The 23,546-nt window shown below is 61.7% G+C and carries 26 protein-coding genes; 16 read left to right on the forward strand and 10 right to left on the reverse strand.

All coding sequences use genetic code 11. The features are described from left to right. Nucleotides 1-2: 2 nt before the first annotated feature. Nucleotides 3-689 (forward strand): class I SAM-dependent methyltransferase, encoded by a 687-nt coding sequence (locus IPJ76_02625; protein ID QQR87141.1) that lies wholly within the window; start codon nucleotides 3-5, stop codon nucleotides 687-689. A 57-nt stretch (nucleotides 690-746) separates the two neighbouring features. Here the strand turns inward: IPJ76_02625 and IPJ76_02630 are convergent, their stop codons facing one another. Then, a complete protein-coding gene (locus IPJ76_02630) occupies nucleotides 747-1,112 on the reverse strand; it encodes a hypothetical protein (protein ID QQR87142.1) in 366 nt (121 codons plus the stop codon). 133 nt (nucleotides 1,113-1,245) lie between these two features. Beyond that, the gene (locus IPJ76_02635; GenBank protein QQR87143.1) at nucleotides 1,246-1,617 is read right to left on the reverse strand and encodes a hypothetical protein; all 372 of its coding nucleotides are present in this window, start codon (nucleotides 1,615-1,617) and stop codon (nucleotides 1,246-1,248) included. 198 nt (nucleotides 1,618-1,815) lie between these two features. On the opposite strand from IPJ76_02635, the gene efp reads away from it, so the two are divergent. The 4 genes from efp to IPJ76_02655 all read left to right on the forward strand — a co-directional run bounded on the left by efp (nucleotide 1,816) and on the right by IPJ76_02655 (nucleotide 5,577). Continuing rightward, a complete protein-coding gene (gene efp / locus IPJ76_02640) occupies nucleotides 1,816-2,388 on the forward strand; it encodes an elongation factor P (protein QQR87144.1) in 573 nt (190 codons plus the stop codon). A gap of 335 nt (nucleotides 2,389-2,723) precedes the next feature. After that, a complete protein-coding gene (locus tag IPJ76_02645; GenBank protein ID QQR87145.1) occupies nucleotides 2,724-3,128 on the forward strand; it encodes a hypothetical protein in 405 nt (134 codons plus the stop codon). A 306-nt stretch (nucleotides 3,129-3,434) separates the two neighbouring features. Continuing rightward, nucleotides 3,435-4,355 carry a UDP-3-O-(3-hydroxymyristoyl)glucosamine N-acyltransferase gene (locus IPJ76_02650; GenBank protein ID QQR87146.1) on the forward strand — a complete coding sequence of 307 codons (921 nt, stop codon included), beginning with the start codon at nucleotides 3,435-3,437 and terminating at the stop codon, nucleotides 4,353-4,355. Nucleotide 4,356: 1 nt separating this feature from the next. Beyond that, nucleotides 4,357-5,577: a SpoIIE family protein phosphatase gene (locus IPJ76_02655; GenBank protein QQR87147.1), complete on the forward strand. Its 1,221-nt coding sequence runs from the start codon at nucleotides 4,357-4,359 to the stop codon at nucleotides 5,575-5,577. Between the two features lie 171 nt (nucleotides 5,578-5,748). Here IPJ76_02655 and IPJ76_02660 read toward each other — a convergent pair whose 3' ends face one another. The 4 genes from IPJ76_02660 to IPJ76_02675 are packed head-to-tail and all read right to left on the reverse strand — an operon-like array spanning nucleotide 5,749 to nucleotide 10,623. Then, nucleotides 5,749-7,176: an O-antigen ligase family protein gene (locus IPJ76_02660; GenBank protein QQR87148.1), complete on the reverse strand. Its 1,428-nt coding sequence runs from the start codon at nucleotides 7,174-7,176 to the stop codon at nucleotides 5,749-5,751. Continuing rightward, nucleotides 7,176-8,111: a hypothetical protein gene (locus tag IPJ76_02665; protein ID QQR87149.1), complete on the reverse strand. Its 936-nt coding sequence runs from the start codon at nucleotides 8,109-8,111 to the stop codon at nucleotides 7,176-7,178. The genes IPJ76_02660 and IPJ76_02665 overlap by 1 nt, the downstream gene beginning before the upstream one ends. Then, entirely contained in the window at nucleotides 8,101-9,123 is a 1,023-nt protein-coding gene (locus tag IPJ76_02670) for a hypothetical protein (GenBank protein QQR87150.1), read from the reverse strand. The genes IPJ76_02665 and IPJ76_02670 overlap by 11 nt, the downstream gene beginning before the upstream one ends. 48 nt (nucleotides 9,124-9,171) lie before the next feature. Continuing rightward, a complete protein-coding gene (locus IPJ76_02675) occupies nucleotides 9,172-10,623 on the reverse strand; it encodes an oligosaccharide flippase family protein (GenBank protein QQR87151.1) in 1,452 nt (483 codons plus the stop codon). An 84-nt stretch (nucleotides 10,624-10,707) separates the two neighbouring features. Here IPJ76_02675 and IPJ76_02680 point away from each other — a divergent pair, with 84 nt between their 5' ends. After that, entirely contained in the window at nucleotides 10,708-11,283 is a 576-nt protein-coding gene (locus IPJ76_02680) for a hypothetical protein (protein ID QQR87152.1), read from the forward strand. 201 nt (nucleotides 11,284-11,484) lie between these two features. On the opposite strand, the gene IPJ76_02685 is transcribed toward IPJ76_02680, so the two are convergent. Genes IPJ76_02685 through IPJ76_02695 form a run of 3 tightly spaced genes read right to left on the reverse strand, consistent with a single transcriptional unit; the run spans nucleotide 11,485 to nucleotide 13,984 of the window. Beyond that, on the reverse strand, nucleotides 11,485-11,928 hold the full coding sequence (locus IPJ76_02685) for an NUDIX domain-containing protein (GenBank protein ID QQR87153.1): 444 nt from the start codon (nucleotides 11,926-11,928) through the stop codon (nucleotides 11,485-11,487). Nucleotides 11,929-11,930: 2 nt separating this feature from the next. After that, on the reverse strand, nucleotides 11,931-12,599 hold the full coding sequence (mnmD, locus tag IPJ76_02690; GenBank protein ID QQR87154.1) for a tRNA (5-methylaminomethyl-2-thiouridine)(34)-methyltransferase MnmD: 669 nt from the start codon (nucleotides 12,597-12,599) through the stop codon (nucleotides 11,931-11,933). A 23-nt stretch (nucleotides 12,600-12,622) separates the two neighbouring features. Then, nucleotides 12,623-13,984 (reverse strand): PD40 domain-containing protein, encoded by a 1,362-nt coding sequence (locus tag IPJ76_02695; GenBank protein QQR87155.1) that lies wholly within the window; start codon nucleotides 13,982-13,984, stop codon nucleotides 12,623-12,625. 169 nt (nucleotides 13,985-14,153) lie between these two features. Between IPJ76_02695 and IPJ76_02700 the strand changes: the two genes are divergently transcribed. The 10 genes from IPJ76_02700 to IPJ76_02745 all read left to right on the forward strand — a co-directional run bounded on the left by IPJ76_02700 (nucleotide 14,154) and on the right by IPJ76_02745 (nucleotide 23,269). Beyond that, on the forward strand, nucleotides 14,154-15,278 hold the full coding sequence (locus IPJ76_02700; GenBank protein ID QQR87156.1) for a M20/M25/M40 family metallo-hydrolase: 1,125 nt from the start codon (nucleotides 14,154-14,156) through the stop codon (nucleotides 15,276-15,278). A gap of 165 nt (nucleotides 15,279-15,443) precedes the next feature. Beyond that, nucleotides 15,444-16,022: a YceI family protein gene (locus IPJ76_02705; GenBank protein QQR87157.1), complete on the forward strand. Its 579-nt coding sequence runs from the start codon at nucleotides 15,444-15,446 to the stop codon at nucleotides 16,020-16,022. Beyond that, nucleotides 16,022-18,877, forward strand: a complete 2,856-nt coding sequence (locus IPJ76_02710; protein QQR87158.1) for a histidine kinase — start codon at nucleotides 16,022-16,024, stop codon at nucleotides 18,875-18,877. The genes IPJ76_02705 and IPJ76_02710 overlap by 1 nt, the downstream gene beginning before the upstream one ends. Further along, nucleotides 18,874-19,626 (forward strand): response regulator transcription factor, encoded by a 753-nt coding sequence (locus IPJ76_02715; GenBank protein QQR87159.1) that lies wholly within the window; start codon nucleotides 18,874-18,876, stop codon nucleotides 19,624-19,626. The genes IPJ76_02710 and IPJ76_02715 overlap by 4 nt, the downstream gene beginning before the upstream one ends. A 274-nt stretch (nucleotides 19,627-19,900) precedes the next feature. After that, a complete protein-coding gene (locus IPJ76_02720; protein QQR87160.1) occupies nucleotides 19,901-20,101 on the forward strand; it encodes a hypothetical protein in 201 nt (66 codons plus the stop codon). 93 nt (nucleotides 20,102-20,194) lie between these two features. Continuing rightward, nucleotides 20,195-20,929: a hypothetical protein gene (locus IPJ76_02725; protein QQR87161.1), complete on the forward strand. Its 735-nt coding sequence runs from the start codon at nucleotides 20,195-20,197 to the stop codon at nucleotides 20,927-20,929. Nucleotides 20,930-20,934: 5 nt separating this feature from the next. Continuing rightward, a complete protein-coding gene (locus IPJ76_02730; GenBank protein QQR87162.1) occupies nucleotides 20,935-21,282 on the forward strand; it encodes a hypothetical protein in 348 nt (115 codons plus the stop codon). A gap of 2 nt (nucleotides 21,283-21,284) precedes the next feature. After that, complete coding sequence (locus tag IPJ76_02735) at nucleotides 21,285-21,689, forward strand: hypothetical protein (protein QQR87163.1); 405 nt, start codon at nucleotides 21,285-21,287, stop codon at nucleotides 21,687-21,689. Between the two features lie 32 nt (nucleotides 21,690-21,721). Next, complete coding sequence (locus IPJ76_02740) at nucleotides 21,722-22,276, forward strand: YceI family protein (GenBank protein QQR87164.1); 555 nt, start codon at nucleotides 21,722-21,724, stop codon at nucleotides 22,274-22,276. A gap of 60 nt (nucleotides 22,277-22,336) precedes the next feature. Then, nucleotides 22,337-23,269, forward strand: coding sequence for a hypothetical protein (locus tag IPJ76_02745; GenBank protein QQR87165.1), 933 nt, complete (start codon nucleotides 22,337-22,339; stop codon nucleotides 23,267-23,269). 5 nt (nucleotides 23,270-23,274) lie between these two features. Here the strand turns inward: IPJ76_02745 and IPJ76_02750 are convergent, their stop codons facing one another. Further along, a complete protein-coding gene (locus tag IPJ76_02750; GenBank protein ID QQR87166.1) occupies nucleotides 23,275-23,502 on the reverse strand; it encodes a hypothetical protein in 228 nt (75 codons plus the stop codon). Nucleotides 23,503-23,546: the final 44 nt, after the last annotated feature.

Raw genomic sequence — 23,546 nt, forward strand, 5'->3', positions numbered from 1 at the left:
CCATGTCCCTCCTCACCTTCCTGCGCACCCTCATCAGCGGCCCCAGCCCCGAAACCATGGCGGGGCAGCTGCGGCGCCCCAGCGGCTGGTTGGCGCGGCGCGTGGGTCAGCGCATGAACGCTGCCAACCGCGTGCTGTACGATGCCACCTGGCGCACCATCAACCTGCAACCGGGCCACAGCGTGCTGGAGATCGGCTTCGGCAATGGCCTCTTCTTCCCCGACCTGTTCCAGCAAGCCACTGACCTGCGCGTGTCCGGCCTCGACTTCAGCGAAGCCATGCACAAAGAAGCCACGGCCTACAATCGCGCGCTCATCGGCGGCGGCCGCTTGCAACTGCACCACGGCGATAGCGCCGCCATGCCGTTCGCGGACAACTCGTTCGACCGCATCTATTGCATCAACGTGGTGTACTTCTGGGACAACCACGCCGCGCACCTGCGCGAGGTGAAACGCGTGCTGCGCAGCGGCGGCACCTTCACCGCCACCATCCGCACCAAGAGCACCATGCAGGTGATGCCCTTCACACGCTACGGCTTCGCCATGTACGAGCAGTCCGACTGGGAAGCGGTGCTCGCCAGCAACGGCTTCAAGCTCCTGACGGCCGAACGCCTCGATGAGCCGCCCATCGACTTCGAGGGCCGCACCTACCGCCCCGGAAGTCTGGTGCTGGTGGCCACGCCGGCCTAGAACGAAGAAGCCCCGTCCGGCGGACAGGGCTTCCGATCGTTGCGCGCTAGAGGCCCACTACTTGCAGCTCTTGTCGCACTTGTGGCCTTTCTCGCCGTGGACATAGGCGTGCTCGCCATTGGCGCAGGCTTCGGTGCAGGCGTGCTCGCCCTTCTTCTTCCCTTCGGCCTTGCCCTCGTGCTTCTTGCAGCTTTCGCCTTCCTTCTTGCCCGCGCAGCAGGCAGGGGTCTTGGCGGCATCGGCCGTTTTGCAGGCTTCGGCGCAGGTGTGTCCTTTCTCGCCGTGGGCATAGGCATGCACCTCGGCGGTGCAGGCGGCGCTGCATACGTGCTCCTTGGCCTCGGCTGCGGATGTCTCGGTGGTTTGTGCGGTGGCCGCGGTGCCCAACAAGGCGAAGGCGGCAAGGATCAACAGGGTTCTCATGGGTTGCAAAGGGTTGTGGAACAAAGGTGCGCGTTCCACCGGCAATTGCAATGCCGTTCATCAGGTGGACGGCGGCACGATGGAAAAACAAAGCCCCGCTAGTGGGCGGGGTTCTGCACAAGCGATGTTCCGTTCAATGCTTCCTCATGCAGGCCGTGTTGCAGGGATGGCCCCGCTCGCCGTGCACCACCACGTGCTTGCCCTCCTTGCAGTCGGTGGAGCAGGCATGCACCTTCAGGGTGCTGGGGTCGGCGTTCATGTGGCTCTTGGTGCAGGCGCCTCCCTCCTGTTTGCCCACGCAGCAGGCCCCGGCCTTTACGGTGGCAGCGGTGCAAGCGGCCGTGCACGTGTGGCCCTGCTCGCCATGCACGTACGCGTGCGCATAGGCGGTGCACGTGGCCGTGCAAACATGCTCTTTCAGGCCCGTGGTGCCGTAGGCAGTGGTTTGTGCGCTGGCCGTGGCCATGAAAGCTGCAAAAGCAGCTAGGGTGAGGAGGATCCGCATGGAGAGGTCTCGTGTTGGATGGGCCGAAGCAAACGGAAGACTGAATATGCGGGGTGGGCGTTGCCTGAGCGGTCCGCACGCCGCAAGACCACGCTAGCACCGGAAGTCTTGCTCGGCCGTCGCCAAGCGGACCGGTCGCGGGTTGCCGGGCGGCCCTCCCCGGCTACATTCGCGGCCTCAATCGAAAGACCCTCTCTCATGGCCACGACCAACGACGTAAGCGTAGGAACCTACATCCGCTTCAACAACGACATCTGCCAGATGATGGAATGGCAGCACCGCACGCCCGGCAACCTGCGCGCCTTCTTCCAAGGCAAGATGCGCGTGCTGCGCAACGGCAAGCAGATCGAGAACCGCTTCCGCAGTGGCGAGGTGATCGAAGTGCTGCGCGTGGAAGTGCACGAGCTGCAGTACCTCTATCGCGAGGGCGACAACCTGGTGCTGATGAACCCCACCACGTTCGAGCAGCTCTACGTGCCCGCCAGCCTGCTGGGCGACGCCATGGGTTTCATGAAGGAGGAGATGATCATGCAGATCGGCTTCGAGAGCGACACGCCCATTTTCGCCCGCCCCCCCAAGCAGGTGGAACTGACAGTGACCAGCACCGAGCACGCCGTGAAAGGCGACACCGCCAACAAGGTGATGAAGGCCGCCAAGCTGGAGACCGGTCAGAACATCATGGTTCCTCTCTTCGTGGAGGCCGGTACCGTGGTGCGCATCGACACCGAAACCGGCGAGTACCTGGACCGCGTGAAGGAAGCGAAGCGGTAGGAACGACGTTCACGTCGTTAGCACAAGCGACAAGAAGAAGCCCCGGCCAATGCCGGGGCTTCATTATTTCCCTTGTTCGCGTTCCACCTTTTGCTTCGCCAAAAGGTGGAGCCAAAAGGCGCCCACGATCAAAGCCGCAGCCCGGCTCGCACGGGCCTGCAGCACAAGCCCCCCGAGCCGGGCGCGGCCGCGCTGATCGTGGACGTCCCCGCGCGACTGCCTGCCGATACAAGCAGGCGTGGGCAGCCTGCCGACAGTTGACGCTGTACCTTGTTTTCGTCTGGCGATAACTTTAACCGAAAGTTCAGCTGGGCAGCCAAAGCCCAGCTACGCCCATGAACGTGATTGCCGTTGCCACCACCCCTGATTGGTCGTCTCCCATTGAGTCACTTTGGGTGTCGCTCGAAACAGACCAAGGGCGTTATCGGCTTGAAGGCAATGGACTCATCTCCGAGGCAAAGTCGGATGAAGGCGGATATCGTTGGACGCGCTTCGCTGCATTTGAGGACCACCTCCACGACAGTGAGCAGGCCCACTTGGGTCTTCACGAGTTGAGATGCTCAGATGATGGCGACACCTTCTTGCTCTTTGAGGATGGCTCCTGCATGGGTGTAGTGCGTGTCGCAGTGGATCACTCTGATCTGGCCGAACTATCCTATGTGCTTAGGTTCTATTCACCGGGGCGCATGGATGCTGACTTGGCCTCTTCCATCAGCGAGATGAAATGTGTGCGCATTTGACCGGCCGGGGCGTCATTGTGATATGCATTCTGCACCGCGTGAGTCATCGCGTGCTAGCATAGGCAGGCAGTCGCGCGGGGACGTCCACGATCAGCGCGGGCCAGGCGCTCGGCGTGCCCGTGCGTAGAGCACGTGTGGTAGCCGAGCGTCTGGACTTTGATCGTGGTTGATTGTTGGCTCCACCTTTTCATCAAGGAAAAGGTGGAAGAAGAACTCTTCAACTTGATCCAGCTCCCTGCCGGTGCGTAGCAGGTGGAGCAGACCGCAACCGCATTTCAGGCCGCGGATACCTTTACCCCGAAGCACATGGACCTGCAACAACAACTCACCGCCGCCAAGGTGGCAGACATGGTCGGCGGGCGCATCATCGGCAATGCACAGCGCGCGGTCACCGGCATCAACGAGATCAACCGGGTGCGCGAGGGCGACCTGATCTTCGTTGACCACGAGAAGTACTACCGCAAAGCGCTGGAGAGCGCCGCCACCACCATCCTCATCAACAAGGAAGTGGAGGCCCCGGAGGGCAAGGCCCTTATCGTGTGCCCCGACCCGTGCGGCAGCTACAACCAGCTGGTGCGCCACTTCATGCCACGCCGCGCTTGGGGCAGCGATACGCCCGTCATCGGCGACGGCACCGAGATCCACCCCAGCGTGGTCATCGGCGCCAACGTGCGCATCGGGTCGGCCTGCCTCATCATGCCCGGCGTCGTGATCTACGAAAACACCACCATCGGCGACCGCGTCATCATCCACGCCAACACCGTGGTGGGCAGCGACGGCTTCTACTACAAGAAGCGCCCCAGCGGCCACGAGAAGATGCCACCTTGCGGCAGCGTGTCCATCGAGGACGATGTGGAGATCGGCGCCAACTGCGCCATCGACCGCGGCATCAGCAGCGTTACGCGCATCGGTGCGGGCACCAAGCTGGACAACCTGGTGCACATCGCGCACGACGTGGAGATCGGCCGTGGATGCATCATCGCCGCGCAAGTGGCCGTGGCCGGTGCCACCACCGTGGGCGATGGTTGCACCCTATGGGGCCAGGCCGCATTGCCACCGAAGATCACCTTGGGCAACGGCACCGTTATCCTGGGCCAGAGCGCGCCCATGGGTTCGGTGGACGGTGGCAGCTGGCTCGGCTCGCCGGCCATGGAGGCCCGCCAGAAGTTCCGCGAGATGGCCCTCATCAAACGCCTGCCCGAAGTGTTCGCCAAGCTGGGCCTGTGACATGACGCGCCTCGACCGCATATCCGAACGGCTCAACCTGAAGGAATTCCAGCTGAAGGCGCTGCTGGACGTCACCAAGGCCATCAACAACAGCGTAAGCACTTCAGAACTGCTGCAGCTGTATGAGAGCATCATGCGCGAGCAATTGGGCATCACCCGGCTCATGCTCTACAAGCGCGCGCAGGGCTGGCAGAACATCCTCTCCTTCGGCACCACCACGAAGGAAGACGCCATCGACGCCGAGCACCACTTCGGCCAGTTCACCGATATCTCGCTCATCGATGCGCACGGCCTGAGCGGCTTCGACCTGGCCGTGCCCGTGTACCACCGCGACCAGCCGCTGGCCTTCCTGCTCGTGGGCGACATCGACGAAGGGGAGCAGCGCATGAGCCCCACGGTGAAGCACCTCAACTTCATCCAGACCCTCACGAACCTGATCGTGGTGGCCATGGAGAACAAGCGCATGGGCAAACTGGCCCTGCAGCAGGAGCGCGACCGCCGCGAGCTGGAGCTGGCCGCCGAGATGCAGGGGATGCTGATCCCCACCGAGCTGCCCAACGATGAAAAGCTGGAGTGCGCCGCATGGTACCAGCCCCACCGGCAAGTGGGCGGCGATTATTACGATGTGATCAGTGTTGACGAACACCGCGTGGTGCTGTGCGTGGCCGACGTGAGCGGCAAGGGCATCGCGGCATCGCTGCTGATGAGCAATTTCCAGGCGACACTGCGCGCGCTGGTACAGTACGCCGAGGGCGAAACGCTCGATAGCATGGTGCGCGACCTCAACCACAAGGTCTTCAGCAACGCCCGCGGCGAGCGTTTCGTCACGCTCTTCATCGCCCAATGCGACCTGCGCCAACGCACCGTCCAGTTCGTGAACGCGGGCCACAACCCGCCCATGCTCTGGGACGGCAACACGATCCGCGAACTGACGGACGGCGGCATCGGCCTCGGCATGATGCCCACCCTGCCGTTCCTGCGCACCGGGTCAGCGACCATACCTGCAGGCAGCACCTTGCTCTGCTACACCGACGGCTTGGTGGAACAGGAGGACGCGCACGAAGAACCCTTCGGCACCGACCACTTGCAACGTGCATTGCGCGAGTTCAGCGGCAGCGGCGCATTGGCCGTCAACACGGCTGTCACCGGCCACTTCGAAGCGCATCGTGGCGGTCGTCCGTTCCTGGACGATATCGCGTTGCTCACCTGCAAGTTCAAGTAGCGGCTCTCACATTGAGGCTGGCTAACGGCGCTTTCTCGCGGAGTACTATCACACGGAGGCACAGAGGCACGGAGGAAATTCACGCACGGCCAGGTATTCTCCGTGTCTCCGCGCCTCCGTGTGAGACCATATTCCATGAACTCCTGAAGACGGCCAGTACTCACTGCATCTTCACCTGATAGGACTCGCCTTCGGGTGCTTGATGTCCAGCACCACGATCAGCGCCGTGCTGCCCCAGAAGAGCACGCTGGCCTTATCGGTGTCCAGGTAGTTGTTCAGCACGCCGTGCACGTAGTACGTGACCAGTCCGAAGAAGGCCGCGCCCACCAACCGGCGGTCAACGCCCGGTGGTAGTCGCAACCACAGGCGAATGGCGGTATTGGACACCACCGCTACGATGATCACCATGAGCACCATGCCCAGCACGCCCTGCTCCGCCAACGGGCCCAGGTATTCGCTGTGCGCGTTGCCGCCACTGCCGAAGTTGGTGCTGATGATGGTGCGTTCGTCCGAGGCCTGGTAGGGCGCGTACTCGAACATGTACGTGCCGGGCCCGAAACCGAACAGCGGCTTCTCGGCGAACATGCGCAGCGCGCTGTTCCATCGGTTCAGGCGTTCCAGGTTGCTGGCGTCGCTGCTGATGTTGCTGATGGAGCTCACGTGCTCGGCCAGGTCGTCGCTGCTCTCGTCGCGGTTGCGCTCCAAGGTCATCGTCAGCTGGTCCTGGTAGATCAAGTAGCCGACGAGCAACGCGACCGACCCCAGGCCCACCAACCACGCAGGCACCTTGATGCGCATGATCAAGTACACACCGATGGCGGCCACCAGGCTCACCCATGCGGCGCGCGTGTACGAGAACACAAGGCCCGTGGCGATGATGATGAGCAGCACAACGGCCACCCCCTTCTTCGTGCGCGACCAGCCCGGCATGGTGGTGGCGGTGAACGCGAACGGCAGGATGAACGCGAGGATGGCGCCGTAGCTCGTGTGGTCCTTGAAGAAGGGGCTCATCACCCAGTGCGCGGGATCCTGCGCGAAGCCGTGCTCGGCATGGTTCACCAGCGTGTAGCTGACCACCACACTGAGCGATACCAAGTAGAGCCAGAAGAAACGCTGCATGTTGGCCGAGTCCTCGAAGAGGCGCGTCACAACGAAATACATCACCACCACGAACCAGAGCCGGGCCGTGAGGAACTTGATGGACACCAGCGGGTCGGTGCTGGGGATGCAGCACACAGCGATCCAGATGAGGTGCGCGCAGATGGCCCAAGTAACTGGATGCTTCCACACACGTGCATCGAACACGTTGCGCTCCATGGCCAGCTTCAGGAAGAACAGCAGCATGATGGCCACCATGAGCGGCTCGGTGGGCAGGTAGATGCCGATGCCGCCGAGGTCTTCCATGTTGATGGACAACGGTGTGCAGAACACCACGAAGAGCATGAGCTTGTCCACATGCGCGATGAGCGCCCATATGCACAACAAGGCCGGTGGTAGCAAGCTGAACCAGTACAGCTCGTTCGCCACGGCAATGCCGTTCACCAGCACGAACAGCAGGCAGGCCCACAGCACGAAGTCGGCTTTAAGGGCGCGCAGCATCAGCGGGCGGGTTGCCGGATCAACAGCAGCACGAAGGCCAGGAACAACGCGCTGGCCGTGACGATGAGCACGATGAGCCAGCGGATCGGATAGATCTTTTTGTCGGGCACCTCCGGGTGCACCACCACGTTCACGTAGGTGAGCTCCTTGGTCACATCGTTCACGGCGCGCTCGTATTCGCTCAGCAAGCGGTCGTAGTTGGCCCGGAACAGGTCGCTCAGTTCAGTGAGTTCGCGGAACTCACCACCGGTCTCCTGCAGCTTGCCCATCATGTCCTCCACCTTGGCCCGGTCGCCGCCGCCGCGGGTGAGCATGCGCATGTAGCCCTTGGTGAGTTCGGCGGTCTGGCTCTCGTAGGCCAGCAGTCCGGTCCGCTGGCGCAGCTCCTTCAGTTTGGCTTCCACACTGTCCAGCTTCGTGCGCTCATGGTCCAGGGAGCGCTGCGCAATGGCGAGCACCTCCTCGGACTTCTCGCGTTGCAGGCGGCGCGCCAGCAGGTTCACCTGATCGAGCATGCCCAGCACGATGGCTTGCGCCGTATCCGGGCTTTCGTCCACCACTTCGATCTCCACGCTCTCATACCGCGTTTTGCCGATTGTGACACGGTCGTTGAACTCGTTGTAGAGCAGGAAGCGGCTGCCGGGCGTTCCGGCAGGGATCTCGTAGTGCTCGTTCAGGTCGAAATGCACGATGAGGCTGTCTCGTATGCTATTGCTCTCCAGCAGCTGCAGCAGCTGGTCGGTGCGGGTCTCGACGGAATAGCTCGTCAGGTTCACCGGGTACACCACGGCGCGCGACACGAACCGCGGCCGGATGAACGTGGGGCCGCTGAAGAGCATGCCGGCGGCAACGGCCACCACGGCAACGACCACCATGGTCTTCCAACGCTCGCGCACGAGCTGGAAGTAGCGCTCGAAGGGACGGTCAACGGACATGGGCGGTGCGGATCTTCTTGATGTTCTCCTGCACCACGATGAGCACGAGCGCCAGCAGGAAAGCGCTTACCGTGCACATGACGACGATCAACCACCGCACGGGGTAGCTCTTCTTGTCGGCTTCCTGCGCGCGGTTCACCACGAACTTGTGCGGCAGGTCGCTCTCCAGGTCGGCTTGTGCCTGTTCCATCTTCATGCGCAGCAGGCTCAAGCGCTTCACTTCGTTGAATTGGCGGTCTTGCAGCGTCACGTAGGCACCGCCGTATTCCGCCAGCACCTTGAAGCGCTCCTCGAACTCCTTGATGGCGCGCTGGTCGCCCTTCACGATGGCGGCGCCCATGTACTCGTTGTAGCGCTCGGTCTGCGTGTGGTAGTCGTGCACGCCCAAGCCGCGCAGCACCTTCATACTGTCGTCGATGGCCTTGATGCCGTCCTCCAACTGCTTCACCTTGTCGGTCACCAAGCGCAGGCCCTTTTCCGCACGTTCGCGGGCCATGGCCGTCCACACGGTATCCACTAGCGCTGCTATGTCGTTGGCGATGTGCATGGCTCGCTTGGGATCTTCGTCCAAGACCTCGACGCGCACGCTGCCGAACTTGGTGTATTCGGCCTTGATGTGGTCGTCGTATTCCTCGGCCAGCAGGGTCCGCCGGTGCGGGTCGTCCTGTTCGATGCGGTAAACGCTGTCCAGGTTGTAGGTCTCCGTGATCCGATCCCGGATACGATCGCTTTGGATCATCTGCAGCAACTGCTCTGCGTCCTCTTCATCGCCCAGCGCCAGAATGTCATCGCGCCCGGTGCTTTGCTCCGTGAGCAGCGCCTTGGATACGCTGTTGGACAATGCGGGGAAAAGGATCACCTCGCTCTTGTAGAGGTTGGGGATCAGCAGCGACGCCGCGATGCCGATGACGGCGCCCAGGAGCGTGATACCAATGATGAGTTTGCGGCGCGCCCAGAGGAAAAGCACGAGGTCGAAGGATCCGCCGGCGTTGTCGCTCGGTGCTGTGGTCATAAGCAGGGGTTCGGTAAGAGGGCGGCAAAGTAGGAAGCAGGCTGTGGGCTACGGACGGCCGACAGGTCGCAGGAAAGCACGCACCTGTGGCAGCCGCACGAAGCCGGTGCCGAACGCCAGCACCACGCAGCATATTGCGAAGGCCCCGAGCACTGGAACGATGCCCCAGCCGGAGCGGGCTAGTCCCCAAGCCGCCAGCAGCGCACCCAATACATAACCCACTGCACGAGCTACCTCACCCCATGGGATCCGCATGCGCAACGCACGGACGGAGAGGAAAACTTGCACAGCTGCTGTGGCACCCTGTGTTGCCAGGCAAGCAATGCCCGCGCCCACCGCACCAAGTCGGGGAATGAGCAGCGCGTTGATGGCGAGGCTCAGCACCACACCGCCGAAGGCCATGCGGTTCAGCGCTTTCAGATCACCGCGCGCGGTGAGCAGCGTGCCGAAGATGTACGTAGTGCCCACCGCCGAGAAGGCGCACATGAGCAGCGAGAACGCCATGGCCGCATTGTCGGTCACATGGTCGTAACGCAGTTCGAGCACTTCGCGGCCCCACCACGCACCAGCAACGGCAACCGGCACACAGCCCGCCACCATCAGCCGCCACCCGAGCGCAGCCAGGCCGGTCGCATCGCCGCCTTCTTTGAGCAGCTTGCTGAACATGGGCAGCAAAAGCCCGGCGAAGAGGAAGCCGAGCATGTTCAGCGCCTCGAAGAAGCGGAAGCCTTGCGCATAGATGCCGGCCTGTGCGGCGCCATCGGGCAGCAGTCGTTCCAGCAGGACCGTATCGATGCGGTAGTAGACGGTCATCAGCAGCACCAGCACAGCGTATGGAATGCTCTCGCGCAGAACGGGCACGATCCGTTGCGGACTCCACGATGGCACTACGCGCGCACCCAAGCCCCGCACCATGAACAGGGCCACCAGCACCGCCGCTCCGTACGCAGCAGTCTGCGCCCAGATGAACCACTCGATCTCGAAGGCATTGCAAGTGATCCATCCCGACCATAGCAGCCACGCGCAGATGCCGATGAGCAGCACACGGTCCAGTACGCTCAGCAAACTGTCCTGCACGTAGCGCTGCGCCCCGGCAATGTTGCTGCGCAGGTAGAGCAAGGTCATGGCCAGCACCTGGTTGAGCAGCAGCACGCCAAGCACGCCGAACTGCGCCCGGTCGTAACCGATCGCGACACCCACAACACACGACACCACCACATAAACAACCGCGAGCAACGCCCGGATGCCCAGCACCGCTCCCAGCCGTTCGCGCAGCGCGTTGGCATCCTGCGCCACCAGCCGCGTATTGTGGTTGGTGATGCCAAGGTCCAGCAGGATATTGAGCAGGAAACTGAAGCTGAGCAGCGCTGCATAACCGCCGTACTCCTCCGCTCCCGCCCGCTCCTGCACCTCAGCATCGATACCAAGGATGTAGAACGGCTTCACCAACAGGTTGAGCACCAGCACAAGGGCCAAGTTGGTGAGAAAGGTGCGGCGCATGGATGCGGCGTGAAGATGCGCCTTGATAACGACAGGCCGAGCAGATCGGCGTTCAAGGTTCTTTACTTGCGCCCCCGTTGCCGCATGCACACCCTCGAGCCTTACTGGAACTGGCGGCACCTCTACATGGCCGAGGAGGACGAGCGTTCACCGTTCCACGGCCGCGAGTACAGCGAGTTCGAGTTTACGCACGCCGTGTACGACCATGTGCTGCACCCGCAATGGGACGAGATCGGCAGCGAAACGCTCTACATCAAGATCCTCTTCGCCGATCATGACGAAGGCTACTGCATCGTGGAGATGATCGGCGAGTGGAACGACCTTCTGCACAACGACATCATGCTGCTGAAGCGCGACATCGTGGAGCAACTGATGGCGCACGGGCTGAAGCGTTTCATCCTCATCGGCGAGAACGTGCTCAACTTCCATGCAAGCGACGACAGCTACTATGAGGAATGGTGGGAAGAGTGCGAGGACCAGGACGGCTGGATCGCGCTGCTCAACTTCAGGCCGCACGTGCTGGAGGACATGCGCTTCGCCGACATCGACCGCTTCTTCATCAGCGGCGGCAAGCTGGACGCCATGGATTGGCGCACCCTGGCCCCTGACCAGCTTTACGAGCGCGTGAAGGGCCAGGTGCAGCTGCGCCTGGGCGCCTGATCGACCGTTAACGTTCCGTTGGATCACCCTCGCCGTGACCGGTCGATGGGGCCTGCATCCAAACGCCGTGGAAAGCGTTGAAGCCCCCGTGATGTATCCCTATCTGAAAACCCGCCGCCAGCACAGCATGAGCACGTTCCTGTGGTGGACTGGGATCATCGTTGGAGCAGCCATGCTGGCTATGCTCATCGTGTGCTGAGGTCAGCGTTGACCAAGTAACATCTCCAGGACCACCTTGTCGATGGGCAGGTGCACAGCCTCGGTGGTCGACGTGGCAAGGTCCAACCAACGGAACGCCTCGGCCCCTTCCTTTTCTTCGGCAAAGGCGAACGGCCGGTCGATAACGGGCAGAGCGTCCGGCACGTGCACCCTGAAGGTGTAGTACAGGCTCAACACCTGAATCTCTTCCGCGTGGAACGTGCTCCGCTGGAAAAAATCGGTGGTGTAGAAGTGCCGCACATCAAAGGCTTCAACCCCGATCTCTTCCCGGACCTCCCGGATGAGGCAATCCTTGGTGCCTTCACCGTACTCCAGTCCGCCACCGGGGAACTTGGTGATGCGCTGGCCCTTGATGATCTCGTCGGCCACGAGCACGCGGTCGTTGTGCAGCAGCAGGCCGTAAACGCGGATAGTGAATCGGGGCATGGTCACAAAGGTCGCTGGGCACGCAGCATCTCGCGTTTGCCCCTAGGGCCCTTGAGGCGCTGAAGACCGAAGCCGCAACGTTTCAATGCGCGTTTCACATCCCCTTTCACGCAATACGTCACGAGCACACCTCCCGGCCTCATCAACATGAACAGCCGCGCAAAGACCTCCTCCGACCACAACGCGGGTTCCACCCCCGGTGCGAACGCATCGAAATAGACTACATCGAACGGACCATCCGCCACGGCGCCGAGATCATGGGCTATGATGCAAGTCAGCGGCACGCGGTCCGTGATCCATGCGGAGGTCGCAGCCATGCACTCATCATAGGCCGCGCGCAACTGTTCCAGGCCCAACGCACCACAGTGATCGATGGCGTTCAACACCTCGGCGGACAATCGGTGCGGCTCCACCGCGACGTAGTCCACGGAACGCCCGGAGCGTTGCGCCTCCTCAAGCGTGAGCAACAGGTTCAATCCCGTGCCGAGGCCTACCTCCAGCACACGCGCGTGCTTGCCCTCAACCGCCTTCAAGCCGGCTTCAATGAACACATGGCGCGACTCCGTGGCGGCGCCATGCAAACTGTGATAGGGTTCGTTGGTTGCCGGGTTGAAGAGCGTGCGCGAGCCATCACGCGTCACGCGGATCTCCAAGGTCTCCTTCGCTTCCACGCGACGAAGGTCGCCCGGCCGGGCTATTTGCCCTTCTCTCCGGTGTCCTGCGCCGCAGGAGACAGGTCAACGCGGTAGATATCGTCCTGGCCTTCGCCACCGGGGCGCACGCTGCTGAAGTAGCCCGTGGTGCCGTTGGCAGCCAGCACGAAGTAGAGGTCGTCGTCGGGTGAGTTCACCGGCACGCCCATGTTCTTGGCCTTGGTCCAGAAGCCGTTCTCGAAGCGGCTCACGAACACATCGTAACCGCCGATGGTGTTGTGGCCTTTGCTGCTGAAGTAGATGGTGTTGCCGTCCGGCGCAACGTAGATGCCGTCCTCGTCGAAGGCGCTGTTCACATCGGGCCCGAGGTTCTCGGCAATGCCCCAATCATTGGTCGTTTCATCCCATCGGGCACGATAGATGTCCTGGCCGCCGAGGTTCTCATCGGGGCGATCGCTCACGAAGTAGATCCACTGCTTGTCGGCGGTGATCCACGCGCTGCCTTCGTGGAACTTGGTGTTCACGTTAGCGCCCAATTTGGTAGGCGTGCTCCATGTGCCGTTGGTCTTGTCGCTGCGATAAATGTCGCCGGGGCCGGCCACATCGCGGTAGATGAGCATGGTGTTCCCATCGGTGCTCAGGCACACGGAGGCATCGTTGCCCAGGCTGTTCACCGGCACTGCCAGCGGTACCGGAACGGAATAGCCCGTGCCGGTTTGCGTGCTGGCGTAGATGTCTTCGAAGTACTCGTTGGTGGCCTTGTTGATCTTGCCGCCCGTGGTGCTGGAGCGCCGGCTCGTGAAGAGGATGCCGTTACCGGTGTTGTCGATGAGCACACCATAGTCCGTCTGTTCGCAGTTCACGGCAGGACCCAACGCCGTAACCGTAGCGCCGGTGTTCGTGGCTGACAGCGCCTTGCCGGAGCGGCATTCCACCATCAGTTTCTCCAAGTTGGCCATGCGCGGGTCGGGCTCGCCCACCATACTGGCCTGCAACTTCTTGTGCTGCTCGAACGCTGCCAGGGCCTTGTCCCAGTTCGCGTTCAAGTGGTGCGCGAAGCCCACGAAGAAGTGCACACCTTCAATATTGGGGTCAAGGTCGGCGGCAGTTTGAAAGTAAGGCAGGCAGAGGTGACGTTGTGCACCGTTCAAGTGGGCCAGGCCCATCTTCATGTTCAGTGCGGCGTTGTCGGGGTTGATGGCATAGGCCTCCTCGTAGCTGACCAGCGCAAGGCCCAGCGCATGGGCGCCGCCGCTCGCGAGCTTATCGCCCTGTTTGATAGCGTCCTGCGCGCGCTTGAGCTTGGCCGGGTCGCTGACATGCTCCTTGTCAAAGGGCACGTTCTGGGCCGTGGAGCCCAAGGCAACGAAAGCGAGGATCGCAGGTAGGAAGAGGTTCTTCATGTTCACTGCCCGTGCGAGGTGGTCGTTCGAGCGGCCGTTTCTACGGAGTTCCGGTACGGAGGGTTCCGGCAGCAACATCCGGTCGTTGACATCCGCGGCCCATCAGACCGAAGCTCCCCTGCCCGCCCGGGTAGTTTCGCCAGCAGCCCACCAGGGCTTACGCAGCAGCATGGCCAAGAAGAGCACCAAGTCCACCGGCAAGAAGAAGGAAGAGAAGAGCATCCTCACCCCCGCCTCCAAAGCGTTCATGGAGCGCTACCTGAACAACCCAAGCCCCACAGGATTCGAGAGCAGCGGACAGAAGATCTGGCTGGACTACATCAAGCCCTACATCCACACGCACATCGTTGACAATTACGGCACGGTGGTGGGCGTGGTGAACCCGGACGCGAAATACAAGGTGGTCATTGAAGCGCATGCCGACGAGATCAGCTGGTTCGTGCACTACATCACCAAGGACGGCTTCGTGTACCTGCGCCGGAACGGCGGCAGCGACCATACCATCGCACCGAGCAAGCGTGTGAACATCCACACGAGCAAGGGCATCGTGAAGGCGGTGTTCGGCTGGCCCGCCATCCATGTACGCACCGGCAAGAACGACCCCGTGCCCAGTTTGGAGAACATCTTCCTGGACCTGGGCTGCAACAGCAAGGACGAGGTGGAGGCGCTGGGCGTGCACGTGGGCTGCGTCATCACGTACGAGGATGAACTGATGCTCCTCAACGACCGCTACTACACCGGTCGGGCACTGGACAACCGCATGGGCGGTTTCATGATCGCCGAAGTGGCCAGGCTGCTGCACGAGCAGAAGGTGAAACTGCCGTTCGGCCTGTACATCGTGAACAGTGTGCAGGAAGAAGTCGGCTTGCGCGGTGCGGAGATGATCGTGGAGCGAATACGCCCGGACGTGGCCATCTGCACCGACGTTACCCACGACACCCAGACACCCATGATGAACAAGATCAGCAGCGGCGACGTGTCATGCGGCAACGGGCCGGTGCTTAGCTACGGTCCTGCCGTGCACAACAACGTATTGAAGCTCATCATCGACGCCGCCGAGGCCGGGAAGATCAAGTTCCAGCGGGCAGCCGTGAGCCGCGCAACGGGCACCGACACCGATGCGTTCGCCTACGGCGCTGCCGGTGTGCCCAGCGCGCTGATCAGCCTACCACTGCGCTACATGCACACCACCGTGGAAAGCGTGCACAAGAAGGACGTGGAGAAAGTGATCCTGCTGATGGCCGCTGCGTTGAAGCGGATCAAGAACGGCCAGGATTGGCGGTACCTGAAGTGAGACATGCGGGCACCGGGGTTGCAAAAGCTGATCTACCTTGGTGCCACACGCATGGGGCTTGTTGAACGAGTTGGTGGACCGATATGCCCGTTCCGGAACGCCTGCATCCGGTCCCGTCGTGATAGTGCAGAAGAACACGGTGCCTTCGATGCTCCTTTGGCCAACATGGTGAGCCTTGCACGGAAAACAGCTTGGGCATGCGCACTGCTGTTGTGCAGCGGGGGCACCATGGCCCAGAACGGTCAGCTCCTGCGCTCCGGGCAGGCCGCGGTATCCTTCGTCAGCGACGCTCCCATGGAACGCATCGAAGCGCGGACCGGTCAAGCCACCGCTATTCTGGACATCACGGCGCGCAGCTTCGCCGTGCAGATCCCGGTTGGGACGTTTGAAGGGTTCAACAGCCCGTTGCAGCGCGAGCACTTCATGGAGAACTACATGCAACAACCGTTGCATCCGAACGCGATCTTCAAGGGTCGCATCATTGAAGCCGTGGACTTGACCAAGCCGGGCACCTATCGCGTGCGGGCGAAAGGCGACCTACTTGTGCACGGGGTGCAGCGCGAGCGCATCATCGAGTGTGTTCTGGTGGTGAAGGAAGACGGTGTCACTGTCGATTCGTCGTTCGAGATCGAACTGGCCGAGCACGAGATCCGCATACCACGGGTGGTACAACAGAAAGTAAGCCCGCGAGTGCAAGTGACCGTGGCCATTGCCTTCACGCCAACGGCCAAACGCCGCCGGTGATGCGCGTAGTGCGACCAACCTTGCCTTGGGTCCTGCTGTGGTCATCCGCGGCTTGGGCGCAATACCCCGACACGCGGACCTACGACATCCGCGTGGGACAACAACGACCGCACATCCAATGCCTGGCGCAGGATGCTCATGGTCTGATCTGGGCGGGCAGCAACATGGGTGTAATGCGCACGGACGGGGAACGCACCGACATGATGCTCAGGACCGACGGTGCCTCCGTGACCTGCCTGTCCGCGGAAGGTGCCGCTGTGCTGGCCTCCCTGAGCGATGGCCGGGTTCTGCGTTTCCGCGACGGCCGGTCGGAACTACTGTTCATGGATAGCTCGATGGCCCGTGCTCCCGTCCGTTCCATTGTTCCGTTGAGCGATGGCCAGTTGTGCATCGGTATGTACGGCGGCGGCGTCATGATCCTGGACGGGACCGGGAAAGCGGTCGTTGCACATGTCAAAGACCTCCCGGATGAACATGTGCACGCCGTACAGCCGTTCGGGGAACACTTGCTCGTGGCAACGGACCTCGGCCTTGTGATCGTTTCGCGCGACGGTAAAGTGTTGCGCACCATCGGGGAAGCCGATGGCCTGCCCGACAATCTTGTGACCGCGCTGTGCAGTGCCGATGATGGATCAGCCATCGTTGGTACTGATCGCCACGGTGTGGTGGAAGTGGATCGGACAGGTCATGCACGTCCGCTCACGCCCAATTGGTCGCATGGTCCCGTGCGCTCACTGGCTTATTCGGACAGCACGGTCTTCGTTTCCACGGGCAAGGGCGTGGTAGTGCTGGCCCTGCGCAACGGCATCGCCACTTATCTCCCTCCCAACGAGCAGCAGGCTGGCCGCCCTCCATTGCAACTGCTGCGCACGAAGGACAAAAGCGTCTGGTGGTGCGAGGACGGTGAACGCCTCTTCCGCGCCGACCCGCGTGTGCTCTTCACTCCTGTGCATGAAGGTTTGGACCTGACCCGCATCACCGCGCTGTGCGCCGATGGAACAGGCCGCATTTGGATCGCAACACCGGACGGCGTCTTCGGGCATTTCGCAGGGTTCCCTGACCGGGAACAATTGATGCGCCTGCCGTTGGAGGTTCCCAAGCATACCCCTGTCGTATCGCTCGGTGCGGACCGGAGCGGCAAAGTTTGGGCGGGCACGTTCGGCAGCGGTGTTTTCCGCTGCGATCCGGCAACGGGTATTGTCGACCACTTCACCAGCGCGAACGGACTGGTCAACGATAATGTGCTGGCCATTGCACCAGGGGAAGAGGCTTGGCTGGAAACATGGTTCGCCACACTGGCCGGCTTGTCCGTGCACAGCGCACGCTCGGCAGCGCCGGAAGGGAGCTTCATCACGCCCCGCACCCTGGGCAGCGGCTTCCTCTACGATGTGGCCGTGCTGCCGGGCAAGGGCGCCTTCGCAGCCACCGATGGCAGTGGGCTGCTGGGCATCGCACCGGACGGCCAGCCAAGCCTGTACTTCGAAGAGCAGGTGAACACGCTCTATTCCATCTGCAGCGACCAGGAGGGGCGCCTCTGGGGCACGGGCCCCACCACCGGGCTCTGTTTGTTGTTTGATGGTGCGCCCAAACTCCGGTGCTTCGGCAAGGACCTGCCACCGTTCGACGGTGAGATGTACACCATCGAGCATTTCGCGGATCGCATCGTCGCTTGGGGCCAGGGCGGCCTGGCCGCATTCGACCCGGCAACCGGAAAGATCCTCGACCTGACGCACGAGTTCGGTCTTGCAGGCGCGCGCGCTGAGCTGAACGTTGCCTGCACCGATGTATCCGGGGCCCTGTGGCTGGGCACTGATCGCGGGCTGGTGCGCCTCCGCCCTTCACCTGATGTGCTCGATCCATCGGTCCCCACCGTCATTACCTCCATGCTCTGGGGCGCCGAGCCGATCCCGCTCAACGAGCACATTTCGCTCGACCATCACCAAAACCTCATCACCGTGCAGTTCGCCGGGTTGCGTTTTGCCGCACCGGAACACATCCGCTTCGAGTACCGGTTGATGGGGTCGGATACGACCGTGCGTTCGACCCGGGACCGGGAAGTGACCTATAGCGGATTGTCCCCGGGCCATTACCGTTTTGAACTGCGCGCTGCTGCTGGCAACAACACGATGCCGCATGAATGGACCACGCTGGCGTTCATCATCAACGAACCCTGGTGGCGGGAATGGTGGGCGATCGCCATCGCGGCATGTTCGATCGCGTTGATGGCCTACCTGCTCCTGAGGGCACGCGACAACCGCATCCGCTACCGCGATCGCATGGCCAAGGAGTCGGCGCGCTTCCAGCTGGAGGCCTTGCGCAGCCAAGTGAACCCCCATTTCCTGTTCAACAGTTTCAACACACTGATGGGGCTGATCGAGGAGGACAAGGACAAGGCCGTTGAACACACCCAGCAGCTCAGCGACTTCTTCCGCAACATCCTGCAGGTGCGCGAAAAGGACCTGATCACACTGCGGGAAGAATTGCCCCTGTTGCACACGTACTTCAGTTTGGAGCACCGGCGCTTCGGCGACCGGATCGGCCTGGAAGCACACGTTCCGGAGGAACAGCTCGATCTCCTGTTGCCACCTCTAACGCTGCAACTGCTGGTGGAGAACGCCATCAAGCACAACGTAGCCACCTCCGAACAACCGTTGGTGGTGCAAGTCGGTGCACAGGATGGGGTCCTCCACGTATCGAACCCGTACCGGCCGCGCGCGACCGCTTCGCCGGGGACCGGCTATGGCTTGGAGAGCATCCGGCAGCGCTATCAGATGCTTACCGACCGGCCCATCCAGTTGGAGGTGACGGACAGTCGCTTTGAAGTTCGCATACCCTTATTGCCCAGCAGACCATGAACGTATTGATCGTGGAAGACGAGCAGGCCGCCGTGAATCGGCTGCAGAAGCTCCTTGGCGAGATCGACGGGTCGATCAAGACCGTCGGCATCACTGCGTCAATCGCTGAAACCATGGCCTGGTTGCGCGATCATGCCGCGCCGGACCTCGCGTTCTTCGATGTGCAGTTGGCCGATGGCGACAGTTTCCAGGTCTTCCGGCACACCGAGGTGGATTGTCCCGTGGTCTTCACCACGGCATTCGATGAGCACGCCCTCAAGGCCTTCAAAGTGAATGCCCTGGACTACCTCTTGAAGCCGCTGAAGAAGGAAGAGCTTGAGAGCGCCTTGGAACGTTTCAAACAACTGCGCACTGTGCGCGATCTGCGGGAATTGGGCACCGTCGGTCCCACCGCAACGGCCACCGCAACACCCATCAAACGTTTCCTCATCCGTTACGGCGACCACTTCAAAGTGGTGGAGCCCGACCAGATCGCGTACATCCATTCCTTGGCCAAGAACACGTTCCTCCGCACCCGAGAGGGCCGCGACCTGCCATTGGACGAAAGCCTGGACCGTCTTGAGCCGCAGCTTGATCCGAACAAGTTCTTCCGCATCAACCGCCAAGTGATCGTCCAGTTCCCGGCCATCAAGGAGCTGCTGGCCTACAGCAAGAGCCGGGTGAAGGTGATCATGGAACCGCCCTACGGAGAGGATGCCGTGGTGAGCAGCGAGCGCTCCGCCGAGTTCAAGCGCTGGTTGGCCGGTTAGCCGCTCCATCGCCCATCCTGCCCGCTCCATCGCAACCGACGGTGATGCCGCTTGCCCGGCAGGGTTGTTTCGCACCGTCGGGTTCGTCCGGCACGCTCAACATGTTGGCCCGGGCCGCCGAGCGGAACGCATGAACAATGACGTGTTCGGCGCCGATCAGGAGTGGCCCATGGACGGTGGGGAAATCGGGACATGGCCGCAGAAAGTGAGGCGCCGTGAGGCGAAGTGGCCCGGGCAACTGTTGTTCGGAGCGTGTAACGAATACCTAGGAACCGTGGGAACGAAAAAGGAACTGATCCACATAGACCCGCTCGATCTGCGGGAACTGCTGGCAACACAGCCCGACAAACTGCTCGGGCGCATCGTTGAGCTCAATCGGCGCGGGCGCTACCACAACAGCTTGGATGCCATCGGTCTTGTGGCCGCCCTGCTCGAACTCCGCGAAAGGCCGCAGAAAGAGACGAACGCGAAGTGACCGGTTCGTCGGCGCTCCTTCCTGCCTCGTCATACTTCCAAAGGTTATCGCCCTGACCTGTCCAACACTTGCACCACTGATCGGCAACGCACCATGTTCACTTCGAGAAAAACGAACCAGATCACCTATTGGGCTTCGGCCATGGGAACGGTGGCGATGCTCGCGTCCTGCGTGCACGAACCGCCCATCGGCCCGGAACTGGTGGACAACGGCAATGGCGGTGGTGGTGGCACCTACACCGGGATCCCTTGCGACAGCGGGGTGGTCTACTTCAACCAGCAGGTGCTGCCCATACTGATCAGCAACTGCGCTGTGCCGGGGTGCCACAACGTTGCCACCGACGACAACGACTGGTTGCAGATCACCAGTTACAACTCGCTCATGTCCAGCGGCAAAGTGCAGGACGGTGATTTCTGGGAGGCCTTGACCGAAACCGACCCCGACGACGTGATGCCACCTCCGGAACAAACCGGACTATCGCCCGCACAATTGGCGCTCATACAACAATGGCTGCAACAGGGCGCCCAGGACCTCAACTGCGACTCGTACTCCGGTGGTTGCGACACCACCAATGTCACCTACAGCATGCGCATCCAACCCCTCGTTGCCGCAAAGTGCCAGGGCTGCCACAGCGGTGCCAACCCGCAAGGCGGTCTTAACTTCACCGCATGGAGCGTATTGAACACGGTGGCGCTGGACGGCCGGTTGATGGGCGCAGTGCAGCACCAGAACAATTATGTGGCCATGCCACCGAGCGGTGCTATGTTGCCCCAATGCGAAATAGACATGCTGGCCGATTGGGTGCAACAAGGCGCGCCACAGAACTGACCGGGATGCGCAAGCCGATACTTTTCGCGGCCCTGCTACTGTTGGCCGGTTGCTACTACGACAAAGAGGAGCTGCTTTACCCGGGCACCGTGTGCGACACGGCAAACGTCTCGTGGAGCGGCTCAGTGAAGGCCATCATAGACGGGAACTGCGCCACCTCCGGCTGCCATGTGAGCGGAGGAACGGGCCCGGGCGATTTCACCCAGTACGCCAACGTGAAGGCGCAAGTGGACAACGGGAACTTCACCTCCATCGTGCTGGTGAGCAAGACCATGCCTCCGAGCTTTTCGCTGAGCTCCTGCCAGCTTGAACAACTCACCATTTGGGTGAACAACGGGGCTACGGCCGACTGAACATGACACCGAAACGGGCTATTCTCATCCTGGGCATCGTGGCCGCCTCCGTGGGCGGCTGGTATGCCTACCGCGAATACAACCGGGGCGTGGAGAGCACCGCGGAAGAAAGCGCTGCCGCAACGCTCAATGCCGAACAATTGGTGGCTGACTTCGTGGCCGATGAGAACGCCGCGAACACCAAGTATGTGGGCAAGGTGGTAGAGGTGGTGGGCACGGTAAAGAGCATTGAAGGCAATATCGTTTACCTGGGCGTAGGCGCCGCGGACGATGTAGTGGTATGCACCTTCACAAGTACCCCAATGACCCGCGTGGCAACCCCGGTGCGGATACGAGGTGAAGTATCCGGGGCAAAAGAGCTGCTCGGGATCGAAGTCGAACTTTCGCGTTGTGCGATCGTGGAATGAAGTTGGCATTGCAATAGAGAAGCAGAACGAACATGAAGACCCGGAACATCATCCTCAGCGCAGCCTTCGTGCTGCCCTTCACCCTCAGCGCCCAAGAGCGCTGGACCACCCGCAGCGGAAACGTTGCCTTCTTCAGTGATACCCCGATGGAGAAGATCGAAGCGCACAACAACAAGTTGAGCAGCGTTCTCGATGCCACCACAGGTGAGATCGTATTCGTCGTCCTGGTGAAATCCTTCGAGTTCGAGAAGGCCCTGATGCAGGAGCACTTCAACGAGAACTACATGGAGAGCACCCAGTTCCCCAAGGCCACCTTCAAAGGGAAGCTGGAAGGCGTGAAGCCCGGCGACCTGAAGAAGGCCGGCACCTACGAAGTGACCGTGACCGGCGAGATGACCATGCACGGTGTCACCAAACCCGTGACCACCAAGGGCACCATCGTGGTGTCACCGACCGGACAGGTGGAAGCCTCGTGCGACTTCAGCGTGAAGCCCGAGGACTACAACATCAAGATCCCGGGCATGGTGAAGGACAACATCGCCAAGGACATCAAGATCGAAGTACGGCTGGACTACCTGCCCGCCTAACCCAAGCCAACCAACCATTGGACAAGCCCCGCCCGGGGCTTGTTCATTCACCCACCGTCCATGAAACACTTCGCTTTCCTTACGCTCTCGCTCTTCTCCGCTCCTGTCATGGCGCAGGACGACCTGCTGGCCATGCTCAACGACAGCACGGCGGAAAAGGAATACAGCACGGCGGCCTGGAAGAGCACGCGGGTGATCAACGGCCATAGCACCGAGAACACCGGACACGGCGTCTTGGATTTCCGCATCGGCCACCGGTTCGGGTTCATCAACGGCGGCATCGGCGAGTTCTTCGGCCTTGATGGTGCCACCGTGCGCCTCGGTTTCGATTACGGCATCACGGACCGATTGCAGATCGGCATCGGCCGCAGCGGCTACCAGAAGACCATCGACGGCCATGTCAAGTTCAAGGTCCTGCGCCAGTGCGAGAGCGGCTGCGGCATGCCCATCACCCTGTCCGTGGTAGCAGCAAGCTCCATGACCACCCTCGATGCCGACAAGGTGCCCTGGTACGGCGAAGGACGAACGGACTACTTCACCCACCGGCTCGCCTACTCCTGGCAGGTGCTCATCGGCCGCAAGTTCAGCGAGGGTTTCACCCTTCAATTGATGCCCGGCGTGGTGCACCGCAACCTGGTGAAGTACGATGAAGAGGAGAACGACGTGATGAACATGGGCGTGGCCGGGCGTGTGAAGCTGAGCAAACGCGTGGCCGTTACGGGAGAGTACTACTACGTGCTACCTGACCAATTGGCGCAACCCACCGCGGCCGAGCTGGCCGCTGATGAGAACGCAGGATACAAGAACTCGTTGGCCGTGGGCTTCGACATCGAAACCGGGGGGCACGTTTTCCAACTGCACTTCACCAACAGCACGGGCCTGTTCGAGCGCGCCTTCATCACCGAGACCGTGGGGGCCTGGGAAGCCGGTGACATCCACTTCGGCTTCAACATCAGCCGCGTGTTCACCCTGCACCGCCCCAAGCGGGGTTGAACGGCTCAGTGGCCGTGGCCGTCCTCCGTGAGCTTGCTGCTGCCAGCATCGTAGAACAGGTAGCCCGCGAACATGCACCCCACGAACCCGACGAAGCTCCAGAGGGTCTTCGTGTTGTTGTACGAACCGTCGTCATGGAAACCCACGTGTTCCGTTTCCAGGAGACCGGCGCTCATGGGCCACAGGATGCCCACCAACCAGAACGCCCAACCGATGAGTTTCTTCGAATTCATGCCTTGTGAAGTTGGCCGCAAATAAACGGCGCGGGGCTTATGAC

This window comes from Flavobacteriales bacterium, from assembly GCA_016699575.1.
Taxonomy (GTDB): Bacteria; Bacteroidota; Bacteroidia; order Flavobacteriales_F; family PHOS-HE28; genus PHOS-HE28.